The sequence below is a fragment of the Flavobacterium sp. TSSA_36 genome (genome assembly GCF_051547165.1).
GTDB lineage: Bacteria > Bacteroidota > Bacteroidia > Flavobacteriales > Flavobacteriaceae > Flavobacterium.
Genome location: NZ_JBPTTP010000002.1, coordinates 158,046 through 172,575 on the forward strand (window position 1 = coordinate 158,046; position 14,530 = coordinate 172,575).

Annotated in this window: 14 protein-coding genes and 1 other RNA gene; 9 read left to right on the forward strand and 6 right to left on the reverse strand. The window is 35.5% G+C overall.

The genetic code is table 11. From position 1 onward, the window contains the following. The first annotated feature begins 69 nt into the window (after positions 1-69). The 5 genes from proB to argH all read left to right on the forward strand — a co-directional run bounded on the left by proB (position 70) and on the right by argH (position 5,109). Positions 70-831, forward strand: coding sequence for a glutamate 5-kinase (proB, locus tag ACSVH7_RS04885; RefSeq protein WP_438065569.1), 762 nt, complete (start codon positions 70-72; stop codon positions 829-831). A 64-nt stretch (positions 832-895) separates the two neighbouring features. Beyond that, complete coding sequence (locus ACSVH7_RS04890; protein ID WP_438065570.1) at positions 896-1,870, forward strand: N-acetylornithine carbamoyltransferase; 975 nt, start codon at positions 896-898, stop codon at positions 1,868-1,870. Between the two features lie 9 nt (positions 1,871-1,879). Further along, positions 1,880-2,656: an acetylglutamate kinase gene (gene argB / locus ACSVH7_RS04895; RefSeq protein WP_438065571.1), complete on the forward strand. Its 777-nt coding sequence runs from the start codon at positions 1,880-1,882 to the stop codon at positions 2,654-2,656. Between the two features lie 54 nt (positions 2,657-2,710). Then, positions 2,711-3,781, forward strand: coding sequence for a M20 family metallo-hydrolase (locus ACSVH7_RS04900; protein ID WP_438065572.1), 1,071 nt, complete (start codon positions 2,711-2,713; stop codon positions 3,779-3,781). A gap of 47 nt (positions 3,782-3,828) precedes the next feature. Next, positions 3,829-5,109, forward strand: a complete 1,281-nt coding sequence (argH, locus tag ACSVH7_RS04905; protein WP_438065573.1) for an argininosuccinate lyase — start codon at positions 3,829-3,831, stop codon at positions 5,107-5,109. Positions 5,110-5,149: 40 nt separating this feature from the next. On the opposite strand, the gene ACSVH7_RS04910 is transcribed toward argH, so the two are convergent. The 3 genes from ACSVH7_RS04910 to ACSVH7_RS04920 form a co-directional block, all read right to left on the reverse strand. Then, on the reverse strand, positions 5,150-5,524 hold the full coding sequence (locus ACSVH7_RS04910; RefSeq protein ID WP_438065574.1) for a hypothetical protein: 375 nt from the start codon (positions 5,522-5,524) through the stop codon (positions 5,150-5,152). A gap of 110 nt (positions 5,525-5,634) precedes the next feature. Next, positions 5,635-6,678 carry an AMP-binding protein gene (locus tag ACSVH7_RS04915; RefSeq protein ID WP_438065575.1) on the reverse strand — a complete coding sequence of 348 codons (1,044 nt, stop codon included), beginning with the start codon at positions 6,676-6,678 and terminating at the stop codon, positions 5,635-5,637. A gap of 23 nt (positions 6,679-6,701) precedes the next feature. After that, positions 6,702-7,625 (reverse strand): CPBP family intramembrane glutamic endopeptidase, encoded by a 924-nt coding sequence (locus ACSVH7_RS04920; RefSeq protein WP_438065576.1) that lies wholly within the window; start codon positions 7,623-7,625, stop codon positions 6,702-6,704. Positions 7,626-7,728: 103 nt separating this feature from the next. On the opposite strand from ACSVH7_RS04920, the gene ACSVH7_RS04925 reads away from it, so the two are divergent. Together ACSVH7_RS04925 and ACSVH7_RS04930 are read left to right on the forward strand one after the other, a co-directional pair. After that, entirely contained in the window at positions 7,729-8,073 is a 345-nt protein-coding gene (locus ACSVH7_RS04925; RefSeq protein WP_438065577.1) for an ArsC/Spx/MgsR family protein, read from the forward strand. A gap of 90 nt (positions 8,074-8,163) precedes the next feature. Next, the gene (locus tag ACSVH7_RS04930; protein WP_438065578.1) at positions 8,164-10,608 is read left to right on the forward strand and encodes a TonB-dependent receptor domain-containing protein; all 2,445 of its coding nucleotides are present in this window, start codon (positions 8,164-8,166) and stop codon (positions 10,606-10,608) included. A gap of 149 nt (positions 10,609-10,757) precedes the next feature. Here the strand turns inward: ACSVH7_RS04930 and ACSVH7_RS04935 are convergent, their stop codons facing one another. Together ACSVH7_RS04935 and ACSVH7_RS04940 are read right to left on the reverse strand one after the other, a co-directional pair. Beyond that, a complete protein-coding gene (locus ACSVH7_RS04935; protein WP_438065579.1) occupies positions 10,758-10,928 on the reverse strand; it encodes a hypothetical protein in 171 nt (56 codons plus the stop codon). 140 nt (positions 10,929-11,068) lie between these two features. Then, entirely contained in the window at positions 11,069-12,271 is a 1,203-nt protein-coding gene (locus ACSVH7_RS04940) for an NAD(P)-dependent oxidoreductase (protein WP_438065580.1), read from the reverse strand. A 231-nt stretch (positions 12,272-12,502) separates the two neighbouring features. On the opposite strand from ACSVH7_RS04940, the gene ACSVH7_RS04945 reads away from it, so the two are divergent. Further along, on the forward strand, positions 12,503-13,705 hold the full coding sequence (locus tag ACSVH7_RS04945; RefSeq protein WP_438065581.1) for a serine hydrolase domain-containing protein: 1,203 nt from the start codon (positions 12,503-12,505) through the stop codon (positions 13,703-13,705). 94 nt (positions 13,706-13,799) lie between these two features. Continuing rightward, positions 13,800-14,196, forward strand: a transfer-messenger RNA (tmRNA) gene (ssrA, locus tag ACSVH7_RS04950). A gap of 119 nt (positions 14,197-14,315) precedes the next feature. Here the strand turns inward: ssrA and ACSVH7_RS04955 are convergent. Then, positions 14,316-14,486 carry a hypothetical protein gene (locus ACSVH7_RS04955; RefSeq protein ID WP_438065582.1) on the reverse strand — a complete coding sequence of 57 codons (171 nt, stop codon included), beginning with the start codon at positions 14,484-14,486 and terminating at the stop codon, positions 14,316-14,318. Between the last annotated feature and the right edge of the window lie 44 nt (positions 14,487-14,530).

Genomic DNA, 14,530 nt, shown 5'->3' on the forward strand with positions numbered 1-14,530 from the left:
GGGACAAGTCGCGACTTGTCCCTACGATGCCCCAACCCAATGCACAATCTGTTTGTAAAAAAATACAAAATGACAAAAAAAAGAATATTATTAAAATTAGGCAGCAACACCTTAACCAAGGAAACCAATCATATTTCTAGAGGAAAAATTGAGGATATTGGAATGCAAATTGCCGCGCTACAAGACCAATACGAATTCATTATTGTGAGTTCTGGGGCAATTGCCGCTGCCAAGCAATTTGTTAAGCTGGACAATAATGACCAAGAAGTATTTGTAAAACAAGCCCTTGCATCCATTGGGCAACCCCATTTGATGCGTATTTATCACGAAAATTTCAGCGATTTAGGATTGCATATTTCACAATGCCTTCTCTCCTATTCTGATTTTGAGAAAGAACAATCCAAAGTCAACATCGTAAACACAATCAATGTGTTGGTCAAAAACAATTACATTCCCATCATCAATGAAAATGACACGGTGGCTACGGACGAAATCAAGTTTGGCGACAACGATAAATTAGCCGCTTTAGCAGCCGTATTGTTAGATGTAGATATTTTGATTATTGCCACCAATACTAATGGAATTTACACTAAAGCTTCTATCAACGATGCACTTCCATCAACGATAGAACTAGTAACCGATTTGTCATTGCTAGAAAAAGAAATCGGCGATTTCAAATCTTCACACGGAACTGGAGGTATGCAATCGAAAATTGAATCGGCAGCAATTGCCAAAAAAGCCAATATTGAGACTTGGATTGTGAATGGCCTAGAGGATGATTTTATGCGGAAAGCGCTGCGGAATGAAATCCCTTTCACTAAAATTATTTAACTTAGAGCCACTAAAAATTACAAACTACAAATCCGCTTATTCAGCATTCTAATAAGATAAAGCTATGAATTACACCTCAATAAAAGAAATCGATTCCCTAAAAAAATGGGTAAAACAAGCCCTTAAAATAAAGAAAGACCCTTTAAAAAATCAAAGATTAGGTAAAGACAAAACATTGGTTATGCTCTTTTTCAATCCAAGTTTGAGAACGCGTTTGAGTACTCAAAAAGCAGCCATCAATCTAGGAATGAACGTGATGGTTATGAATTTTGGAGCTGAAGGATGGACTTTAGAGTTCGAAGACGGCACAATTATGAATCAAGGCGCCTCAGAACACATCAAAGAAGCCGCCGAAGTCGTTTCGCAATATTGCGATATTATTGCCATCAGAGCTTTTGCGGGACTAACGGATAAAGAAAAAGATAATGCAGAAACTGTGTTGAGTGGTTTTGCAAAATACGCCACTGTGCCTATTGTTAATATGGAAAGTGCTACGGGTCACCCGCTACAATCCTTGGCCGATGCAATTACAATGGCCGAATTCAAAACCAAACACAAACCTAAAGTAGTACTGACTTGGGCACCTCATCCCAAAGCATTACCTCAGGCCGTGGCCAATTCGTTTGTAGAAATGATGCAACTGCAAAGAGATATGGATTTTGTAATTACGCATCCAGAAGGTTATGAATTGAATCCTGAAATCACCAAGGATTCGGTAATTGAATACAATCAGGACAAAGCTTTTGAAAATGCTGATTTTATTTATGCCAAAAACTGGAGCAATTACAACGACTACGGGAAAGTGACGAATACAGACGAAAATTGGACCGTTACGGCTGAGAAAATGAAGTTGACGAACAATGCCAAATTTATGCATTGTCTTCCGGTGCGTCGCAATGTGATTGTAGCCGATGAAGTGATTGATAGCGAAAACTCAATAGTGATTCAGCAAGCCCATAACAGAACCTATTCGGCACAATTGGTTTTAAAAAAAATACTGAAAAGATTACCTAATAAAACCAAAAGTTTAGAGTATTAATTCAAAAGAATGGAACAACTAACAATAGTAAAAATCGGTGGCAATATCATCGATAATCCAGCCGAACTACAACAATTTATTGCCGATTTTTCAAAAATTGAAGGCTATAAAGTGTTGGTGCACGGCGGAGGAAAATCAGCCACCAAAATGGCGAAAAGTATTGGTTTAGTCCCTCAAATGATTGATGGAAGACGCATCACCGACCAACCTATGCTAGACGTTGTGGTGATGATTTATGCTGGCGAAATCAACAAAAATATCGTAGCACAATTACACGCAAAGGGAACTAATGCTATGGGCTTTTCAGGTGCCGATGGTAATTTGATTCAGTCCACCAAAAGAAATCATCCCACGATTGATTACGGTTTTGTGGGCGATGTACAAAAAGTAAACACCTCGCTGCTAGAAACATTGCTAAAAAACGAGATAACACCAGTTTTTTGCGCTATTACACACGACAAACAAGGACAATTATTGAATACGAATGCTGATACGATTGCCAGTGAATTAGCCATTGCTTTGTCGGAAGTTTTTGAAGTAACTTTGACGTATTGCTTCGAAAAATCGGGGGTTTTGTATGATGCCGAAGACGACACTTCTGTCATTGAAAACATCAATAAAGAACTGTATGACCAATTAAAATCAGAAGGCGCCATACATTCAGGAATGATTCCAAAACTCGACAATTGCTTTAACAGCTTGTCCAAAGGCGTTCATAAAATAAAAATTGGACATCACAGACTATTGAAAGACAACAACGCACTTTGTACCAGTATAACATTATAGATTACTAACAACCCTTTCAGAATTCAGAACTCTGAAAGGGTTAAATTAAAAATTTTGAAAACCATTACAACCCTTACACAAGAAGCCATCGCCTTACTAAAAGCCCTGATTGCGACTCCTTCCTTTTCTAGTGAAGAGGAACAAACAGCGCTTTTAATAGAACAATGGTTCCAGCAAAATAACATTCCCTTTGAGCGGGAAAACAATAATATTTGGGCGTATAATCAACATTTTGATGCGGCTAAACCTACCCTTTTGCTGAACTCTCATCACGATACGGTAAAACCCAACCAAGGCTATACCAACGACCCTTTTGAACCTATAGAAAAAGACGGGAAATTATTTGGTCTCGGCAGTAACGATGCTGGAGGTTGTTTAGTGGCTTTATTGGCCACTTTTGTTCATTTTTATGGGCAAGAAAATTTGCCTTACAATTTGGTTATAGTCGCTTCCGCAGAAGAAGAAAGCAGTGGCAAAAACGGCTTGAATAGCGTACTACAACATTTACCAGAAATTGATTGTGCCATAGTGGGCGAACCAACCTTAATGCAATTGGCCATTGCTGAAAAAGGCCTTTTGGTTTTGGACGTGGTTGTAAAAGGAACCGCTAGCCACGCAGCGCATCATAATCCTGACAATCCGATTTACAATGCTATGCCAATTATTAGTTGGTTTAACAGTTACCTATTCGAAAAAATATCAGAAGTTTTAGGGCCCGTGAAAATGACGGTAACCCAAATCAACGCAGGAAAACAACACAATGTAGTGCCTGCTGAATGCCATTTGGTAGTCGATATTCGAGTAAACGATTGTTATACCAATGCAGAAATATTAGACACGGTTCGTCAACTAGTGAATGCTGAGATTACACCACGTTCTATGCATCTCAATGCTTCTTCTATTCCTCTTTCACACGGATTAGTACAAGCAGGAATCGCGTTAGGCCGCACCACCTATGGCTCTCCTACGCTTTCGGATCAATCGGTGTTGAGTTGCCAGTCGTTAAAACTTGGCCCAGGAGAAACCCTGCGGTCTCACTCGGCTGACGAATTCATTTACATCAATGAAATCGAAGAAGGAATTGAATTGTACATTAAAATATTGACAGATTTTTTAAAAAATTAATTTGTAGGGTCAGGTCGCGACCTGACCCTACGCATCATAAAAAATATATGAAACTCTGGGAAAAAGGAATACCAACCGACAAACAAATCGAACATTTTACGGTAGGAAATGACCGTGAACTTGATTTGGTTTTGGCCAAATACGATGCTTTAGGCTCTATCGCTCACGCTAAAATGTTGGCTCAAATAGGATTATTGGAGGCAACAGAAGCTGAGGACTTAGTTTTGGTCTTACAAGATATAATTACAACTATTGAAAAAGGAGATTTCGAAATCGAAGACAGCTTTGAAGACGTACATTCCAAAATCGAATACTTATTGACCGAAAAACTAGGCGACGCTGGTAAAAAAATACACACAGCACGTTCTCGAAATGACCAAGTATTAGTAGATGTCAATTTATATTTAAAAGATGTAGTTATAGCACTCAAAGAGCAAGTAAAAACACTATTCGATTTGTTGATGGAATCCGCTGAACAGTATCAAAATGTACTATTACCTGGCTATACGCATTTACAAATTGCTATGCCATCTTCCTTTGGTATGTGGTTTTCCGCTTACGCCGAAACTTTGATAGATGATATCACGATGTTGAATGCTGCTCTAAAAGTGGTAAATCAAAATCCATTAGGTTCCGCCGCTGGTTATGGCAGCTCCTTCCCTATCAACCGAACCTTTACTACTCAGGAATTAGGATTTGCTACTTTAAAATTCAATTCAGTAGCAGCACAAATGAGTCGTGGAAAATCTGAAAAAACAGTCGCTTTTGCTATGAGTAGCGTGGCTGCGACTTTAGCAAAATTCTCCATGGATGTGTGTCTATATATGAGCCAAAACTTCGATTTTATTAGTTTACCAGCTCATCTAACGACTGGGTCGAGCATTATGCCTCACAAAAAGAATCCCGATGTTTTTGAACTAATTCGTGGAAAATGCAATAAAATTCAAGCGCTACCTTATGAAATCACTTTAATTACCAACAACCTACCTAGTGGCTATCATCGTGAATTTCAATTGTTGAAAGAAGGATTATTTCCTGCTATACAAAATCTAAAAGCCTGTTTGGATATTGCTATTTTTTCCATCAAAGACATCAAGGTTAAAGACAACATTCTAGCCGACCCGAAATACAATTACCTATTTACTGTAGATACCCTAAACGAAATGGTAGTTGCAGGAATGCCTTTTAGAGATGCCTACAAAGCTGTGGCAGAACAATTAGAAAATGGTACCTACCAATCACCAAAAGCTACCCAACACACGCATGAAGGAAGTATTAATAATTTGTGTTTAAAGGAGATTAGAGAGAAAATGAACACTACTTATTAAAAGCAGAAGGGCTTTCCGTATTTTGGAAAGCCCTTTTATATTAAAGCACTAATCGTGCTAATTTTATTTTCATTCGCAGAGAACGACTTTTTTTACGATACTCTTTTTTATATTTTTTTATATAATTAGAATCATTACCAAAAAGACTATCAACATCCTTGTCTCTTTTATCAAACAGTTGATCAATTGCGATTTCCCTTTCAGATTTAGATTGTTTTTTGGATTCAATTTTGTACAAATCAGAAACCAAGTTAGAATTTAGATCATCCATACCCTTTTTTTGTGAAGAAGAAATAGTACTAATTCCAGTGTCGCTTAATGAGTTGAGCAATGATTTTTTAGAAATCATTTGGGCATGTACTACAGCACAAGAAAACATAATAATTAACCCGTAAATAAAAGAAATTTTTCTCATTAAGTTTAAAATTAAAAGTTGGACATTATTGTAATATTCTATATTTCTATTGCTCTTTTGAGCAAAAAAAGTAAAATAGCGACATCAAAAAAACTACTGAATTTGTAAAACTAAGCTACGATAGGCTCTTTTCTGATGATTTTTCCAGTGGCAGTTACTTCAAAAACAGGTACAAAAACGATCTCTTTTGGTTTTTCAAATTTATCAAGACGCTCAAAAATAGAGGCATCTATGGTCATGGGGTCTCCTTCAACATATAAAATTACTTTTTCACCCAAAACAGCATCCGATTGCCCCGCAATAAAGAAACGTCTTGGAATATGTGTGGAAAGTTTTTCTTCAATTTTTTCCGGCATTAATTTCACTCCTCCACTATTGATGATATTATCTAATCTTCCCAACCAAACAAATTCAGTGTCAGAAATTAAGTCCACGATATCATTCGTTACAATTGGATTCGAATTTATTGCAGGGGCGTGAACCACTAAACCGCTATTTTCATCTACAGAAACAGTAACATTTGGGAGCGTTTTAAACGCCTTTTCTCCAACACGTTTGGCTGCTATATGAGTGATTGTCTCTGTCATGCCATAGGTTTCATAAATTTTGTTTGGAAGTTTTACCAATTTTTCTTCCAATGATTTATGGATTTTTACCCCGCCAATGATAATTTTCTTAATATTTTTTAACTTATCCAAAGAATTTTTTGCCTGTAACGGAACCATGGCAGTAAAATCATATTTGCTATCAATATATTGCAATGGATTAGAATTAGGAGCAACAAAATCCATGTCTAAACCTAAAATAAAAGAGCGGACAAACATCATTTTTCCTGCAACATAATCTACAGGTAAGCAATGCAATACCTTATTACCAGGTTGCAAATCAAAAAAATCTCCCGTTGCCAAAGCCGAGCTTACCATAGCTTGCTTTTCAACACGAATCAATTTTGGAATTCCAGTACTACCTGAGGTATTCATTTCGATATAAGATTTATTATCAAACCAATCAATTAAAAAATCTCCTAGTGCTTTTTGAAAATCAGCTCCTTCCTTAATAAAAGAGTAGGCTACCATGCACAATTGCTCTCGATTTAAGTGAACTCCATTGAATTTAAAATGATTATGAACATTTTTGTATGTAACTGTTTTCATAACTGAACTGTATTTATAAGTTATTATACTTTATTATTGATGGACCCCGTAAGTTTAGATTTCCAATTAGTCCACCGATATTTTCTACCAAATATAAGCAAAAGAATTGGGTAAATCAACAAAACTGGGAGGAATACATCATATCCGATACTCGGTTCGGCCACTTGTTTTAAAATCGAATGGGTTTGAAAAACTGTCCAATCTGAGGTCACCAACAAAGCCCCAATTAGATTATTTGAAGCATGAAAACCTAAGGCTAATTCCATTCCTTCATCCATTAAGGTAAGTATTCCTAAAAATAAACCTGTTCCAATATAGTAGATCATAATGCTGCTTCCCATTTTAACTACTTCGGGATTCGCTAAGTGCATTACTCCAAAAATAGTAGCCGTCATTAGTAAAGGAAACCATCTATTCCCGGATAAATTAGCAAATCCTTGCATCAGATAGCCCCTAAAGATATATTCTTCAGTTGTAGTTTGTATCGGAATCAACACTAAACTAATCATAAAAAGCACCATAAAAGGATAGCATTCAAAATTCAGAACAAAATCATCGGGATGTAAGACCCAATCTACTAAAGTTGAAGTAACACCAAAAAAACTCCAAATACAAAAGGCATAAAATACTCTACCCCAATCTACTTGAGGCCTCGCGCTAGTTACCGAAAGGATAGTTTGTTTGTGTAACATTTTAACCACCAAAAAAAAAGCGCCAAGTGCCACCACAAAAGACAAAAGCATCAAAAACAAAGTTGTATTAGGTGCTAAAAAATGCATCATCTCTTCATTAGAAACTGGGAAATTACGATTTTCTTTAGTCGCAACCATAAACAGGACTATGATCATGGGCAATTGGCCTACAAAAGAGGCTGCAATAACAATAAGCGAACCTACTAGGTACTTCAAAAAATAATTTTGTGGACGAATCCCTTGTTCTAAAAACATAGTATTAACAGTTAGTTTAGTTGTATTACAATAAAGTTCTTATATTTTTGCAAGTTAAATTTACTTTATTTATTTGGCTTAAAAGCTATAATACCCCTTAAAAATGTTACAAATTTTGCACAACAACCGCTGCGGTAAATCACGAAATTGTCTTGCTATACTTGAGTCTAAAAAACTAGAATTTGAGATCATCAATTATCTCACTACTCCTCCAACCGAAGCAACTTTAAAATCAGTTTTAAAAAAATTGGGAATACCTCCAATAGATTTAGTACGTCAAAAGGAAAAATTATGGATCGACACTTTCAAAGGCAAAACACTAAGTGAAGAAGAAATTATCAATATCATGATTACCAACCCCATACTAATAGAAAGACCATTATTAATTACTGAAACAAGTGCAATTATTGCGCGAGATGAGGCGAAAATCCATAATTTCCTTCAATAAGGATTTTATTATTTAACAAATAATTATGAAAACCAAATGAAACTATTTGGACTTAAAACAGTCTAAAATGGCATAACATTAATTCTAAAAATGAAAAAACTTACCCCAACGCTTACTGTATTACTATTTTGCTTTAGTCTATTCATTTATGCACAGCCCGGAAAACCAAAACTAAAAGTTACCGGAAAAGTCTTCGAAAAGATTTCAAAACAACCGTTAGAATATGCAACTATTACCCTTAAAAACAGCACCAATCCCAAAATAATTGCAGGAGGAGTTACTAATACTAAGGGAGAATTTTCGATAGAAGTATCACCAGGTACTTATGACATCATAGCAGAATTTATTTCTTTTAAACCCTTCGAAATAAAACAAAAAATCATTACGGATAATCTATCACTTGGCAGTATTGGTCTAACCGAGGACGCAGCACAACTTAATGAAGTGGTGATTAGAGCTGAAAAAACGACCGTTGAGATTAAGCTAGATAAAAAAGTATACAATGTAGGTTCAGATTTAATGGTAAAAGGAGGAACAGTAAGTGACGTACTAGATAACATTCCCTCAGTAGCAGTGGATGCGGAAGGAAACGTAAGTTTGAGAGGCAATGAAAATGTTCGCATCCTCATCGACGGACGTCCTTCAAATGCGATTAATATCACCGAAGCACTTCGACTTATTCCTGCGGATGCCATTGAAAAAGTAGAAGTAGTAACCAATCCTTCTGCTAGATACGATGCTGAAGGTGGCGGTGGATTATTGAATATTATCTTAAAAAAAGGAAAAAACCAAGGCTTCAATGGAACATTTATTGCTAATACCGGATACCCTGACAATCATGGAATAAGTGGAACACTGAACTATAAAACTGAAAGATATAATATTTTTACTACCCAAGGATACAACAACCGAAACAACCCTGGAAAAGGATTAAATAATTCAAAATATTTTAATACCGATGGCACAATCAAAAATTATATTTATGAAGCGCGTGAAAACGACCGTTTTAACAATGCCTACAACGGTACAGCAGGAATAGAATGGTACCTGAACAAGACAACTTCTTGGACAAACAGTATCAATTACCGAAAAAGCAATGGTACTAATAAAGACGATGTGTTTCAAGATAATTACGACAAAAATTTCAATTATCAATATACTCGAAACCGTTTAAATCAAGAAAATAGTGATAGTGAAAATTTCGAATACGCTTCTAATTTTATCAAAAACTTTGAAAAGGAAGGACACAAACTTAGTGTTGACATTTCTATTTCAAGTAACAAGGATTTAAATGCTGCATTAATTACTGACAAAACCACCAATTCTACATTGGTTAAATTTGATGATTCCCGTAATAACCAAGATCAAAAAAGAAATTTATTTGTCGTTGACTATGTATTACCCTTAGGAAAAGGACAACAGCTTGAAGCAGGTTATCGTGGTGATTTTACAAATTTAAATACTGACTATGCTGTAAACAGTAGTGGATCTGCTGTTGGTATTTTTACCAATTTCATGGAATATAAAGAAAGAGTAAATGCCTTTTATTCCCAATATGGTGCCAAAGTAAATCGACTTTCAATGCTTTTCGGTTTGCGTTTTGAAGATTCAAATATTGATATCAATTTTCTTCAAACTAACGACTTTAACACTAAAAAATATGGGAATCTTTTCCCAAGTGCATTTTTTACCTATGAATTATCAGACAAGAGCAGTACGTCAATCAGTTATAGTAAAAGAATTCAGAGACCAAGAGGCCGTTTTTTAAATCCTTTCAACGGATTGTCAAGTAATATTAATATATTCGTTGGAAATCCGGATTTAGATCCCGCTTTAACAGATGCAATTGATTTTGGATACATCAAAAGATGGGATAAATTGACTTTAAATACGTCATTGTACGTTAACAAAACTTCCGATGCTTTTCAATTCGCACGACGAGAATCCGGCGATTTGGTTAATGGAGTTCCAGTAATTATTGCGTCACCAATCAATCTTGGTACTGAACTTAGAAGCGGTTTTGAATTTACATTAAATTATACGCCTTACAAATGGTGGAAATTAAATAGTAATTTCAATGTTTTTGCGGTTCAAACTCGAGGTGATTTTATTTACACCAATTCTAAAGGAGAGGAAATTACGCAAAATTTTGATTTTGATGCCACCTCATGGACGGCACGATTAACCTCAAAAATTACCCTACCGGGAAAAATTGATTGGCAAACAAACATGACCTATAATGGTCCACAAGACAATGCTCAAGGTAAAAGGCTAGGCGTTTTAGCTATGAATTTGGCCTTTAGCAAGGACGTATTAAAGGATAAAGGTACGGTAGCTTTTAATGTAAGTGACGTATTCAATAGCCGAAAAATGATCTCAGAAACTCGACTTGATGCCGTAGAATCCTATTCCGAAATGCAATTTAGAATACGGCAAGTCTCACTTTCTTTTACCTATCGTTTCAACAAATCCAAAAACGAAAAAGAAAAACCGAAAAGAAACATGAACGAAGGAGAAATGGATATGCAAGGATAATTAATACAGTAAAGGCTCCCAAAAGGAGCCTTTACTATAAATGACGCTACAAAGAAAACGCAACCCACCTTCTTATTTTTAAAATTTTATTCAAATATCATCAATAAAAAAGGACCCAGACGGGTCCTTTCTATAAGATTAGATTAGCTTTAAGCTAACTCTTCTTCTTGCTGTTTCGCTTTTTTAGCTTTATAAGCTTCCCAAGAAGCGCCTCCTACCCAATAGGATATGAAACCAACTAAGAAAAACATCAACCAAAACCCCATAGTAAGGATGGTTAAAAAAAGTAAAAAGCCTAAGTACTGTGAAAATTCAAACATGTTTTCCGGAATTTTGAATGTTGCGACAAATATAGCGGGAATATTGTTTTAAACCAATTAAAACCTCAAAATCTATTCATTATTTTTTGGAAAATTTTAAGAAATAGCGATAAACCAAATAGTTAAACGACTGTAATTGGTTATTTTTGATTCACATAATCCTCTAAATATTGAAAACGTTCCGTTAATTTGCCATTTTGGGTCATTTTACCTCGAGCCAAAATTCCATCTTTATCCCCATCAAAAAAGGCAGGAATAACATGTTTCGCAAACATTTCTCCGAATCCTTCACTAGCATCTTTAGGCAATTCGCAAGGTAAATTATCAACTGCCATTACCACAATTGCTGCTGGATGAAACACATCAACTTCTTTGTTCTCGGAGGGTAAGTAACCATATAAAGGATCTTCTATCGTTGAGGCTCTTAAAGTACAAGCGATAGGCCCTTGGACATCACAAGACACATCTGCCACGACTTTAATCTTGCAATCATTGGCTTGTAACATTTTTTGAGATAAAATTTCGGGAGCCTCATTGGCATAAAAATGTCCGGCGATGTAAATATCCGCTACTTTTGTGAAGCGCTCAAAATCAGATTCATATTCCGCAGGATGGGTATAAAAATCGGAATAGTCTAACTTTTGTCCGTCTTTCCTTTTGTTATAATCTAAAACATCTATTTGGGTAAAAACAGGCTGTGTGAAGTTTTTGGTTAAAAAGTGATCCACCGAAACTTCTTTTATTTTCATATCCTTCAAAAGTTCTCGAATCCCCCCTCCTACTTTTCCTGTACCGGTAACCACGATTTTAATGGGAGGCAAAATTTGTCTTTTTAACTGAATAATCAATTCTTCCTTTCCTTTAAGGGCAGCTGCTTTAGGCATTTTGAACAACTCAAACTTTATTCCAAAAGCCCTAATAGCATTATAAGCACCCACAATTCCAGCATAACGGCCAAAACCAATTAATCTTTTGTTTGTCGCATCCACTAGCGTTTCATGATCATATAGTTCAATATTTTTGTCTAATATTGCTTGTAACAACTTGCGGTTATACGGTTGTTTTTTGATGGTATGTGAAAAAAAGAAATATTTCTTATTAGGAAGTAAAGCCTCCACGGGTATTTCTTTGACACCAAACAACACCTCACAATCGGATACATCATCGGTTACTTCGATGCCAATATTTTGATAGCTTTCATCCTCAAACACCCTAATAGCTGAAGCTTCAACTTTAAATGAAACGTTGGGATATTGTTTTTGAATGGCTATGATCTCATTTGGAGAAAAAACTACGCGACGATCTGGTGGATTTTTTCTTTCTTTTAGGATTCCAAACTTCATTTTCTGATTTTTATAATTTATAAAATTTAACTTTTTATTGATGTAATGTTACAAATATAACATTTATTACTAATATTTTATTTCATTTCTAAAAAGAAGAGGCTTATTACCATGATTTCATAAAACAAAAGCTACTTCTATTAAAATTGTATTAAAACCAAGAAAATAAAAAACAAGAACCCAAAAAACGTGCCCGATTCTTTATCTTTGCATTTTTCAATTTTATACTAAATGGCACTTCTTAAAAAAGCAAATATAGCACAATTACTACTGGTTTCATTGGCCATGGTATCGTGTGCAAAAGAAATAAAAAAAGTAACATTAACCGATGCACAGTTGCCGAAAAACGTGCTTCCAATTGTAAAACCCTCTATCAAAGACAGTATTCCATTAACTGCCAATTATGTAGCCACTCAAAAACAAAAAATAGAAAATTTTTACAAAAAAAATTGGCCCAATAATTCCATGAATGGTAGTTTTTTGGTAGCACAAAATGGTCAAATTATCTATGAAAAATACAACGGTTACGGAAATTTTAGAGATAAAGATTCGATTACAAGTGATACACCACTTCATATAGCATCCGTTAGTAAAGTACTAACGGCAACGGTTGTCTTAAAATTAGTGAACGCCAAGCGATTGGATTTAGACCAAAAGGTTTCTACACTTTTAGATCATTTTCCGTACCCAGATATTACGGTTAGAACACTGTTAAATCACAGAAGTGGCCTTCGTAATTATTCTTATTTTACGGATCGCAAAGCCAATATTTGGGATCGCAAGAAAACATTGACTAATCAAGATGTTTTAGATTTAATGGCTACCAAAGCTATTGGTTTAGAATTTAGAACAGATAGTCGTTTTGCCTATTGTAATACGAACTACGCTATGTTAGCCCTCATCATTGAAAAAGTCACCAAACTTTCCTACATAGAAGCTATGGATAAGATGTTGTTCCAACCGTTGGGCATGACCCATAGTTTTGTATTCGATATCAACAAAGACAAGAAAAAAATAGTCCCTTCATATAAAGCCAATAAAGTAGAAATTGGCATAGACTATTTGGATGGTGTTTATGGAGACAAAAATATTTATGCTACTCCAAGAGACCTTTTAAAATTCGATTTGGCGCGTAATGCTCCGAACTTTTTGGAACCCGAACTTTGGAAAGAAGTTTTCACACCTTACAGTAACGAACGCAAAGGCACCAAAAACTATGGTTTAGGAATTCGCATGATCAATTGGGAAACGGGTCAGAATTTTTATTTTCACAACGGTTGGTGGCATGGCAATACCTCTTCCTATGTAACACTCCCTAAAGAAAAAGTAACCATTATTGCGCTTTCTAACAAAATGACAAAAAACACTTATGCGGTGCGAAAATTAGCTAAATTATTTGGCGATTATCCATTCAAATTAGAAGATGAAGAATAGCAATAGCGATTTTTAAAAAAATATAGGCATAGATTTCAGGAAAGCAGCTTGTAATAAATACAAAAAAACTATATTTGCAATCCAAAAATAAAATGGGGTCGACTGGTTTTGACAGCAAGTCGAATTGAAAAGTAAGCACGCCGAGCATTGAGACCTTGCTCGTAAATATAAGATCTCACACTTTTACACGGCGAAAATAACTACGCTTTAGCTGCATAATCCGAATTATAGTAAGATTGCGCCACGTTCCTACAAGGTAGGAAAGCTGGATTCTCCTTGAAAGCCTTGGTTTGTGGCGGTCAGTACAGGGGAACCGTAAAAATAAACCTAGATTACCATGAGCTTCGGGTGGTAGTCGAAACTAAGAAGATAAGTTGGATGTGGCTGTTTTTGGCCTAGCATTCGATCGAAAAACCAATCAGAAACTAAGCGTGTAGAAAGCCTTTTAATTGCTTGTTTGGACCCGAGTTCGATTCTCGGCGACTCCACTTTTACTTATTCAAAACAGCTCAAAAGCCTGTAAATCGTAGGATTCACAGGCTTTTATGTTTTTTTTGTGAAAAGTCAAATCGAAAAGAACAAATAAACGAAAGTGACAGAACCGATACTATTAATTTTGATTTTTTGTTACAATAGGCTTATCGTAATACAAACCATCATAACCTTCATCATATTTAGAAACACGACGAAATACTTTTTTTTGATTTGCCTGTGGTTTCATAATGTTTGCCAACGAATATCCTCCCAATAATCGCTGAAATGTTTTAAGATTGAAATTCATAGCGTTATTATTTTTCTCAAACTTACAACTTAAATCAATTCATT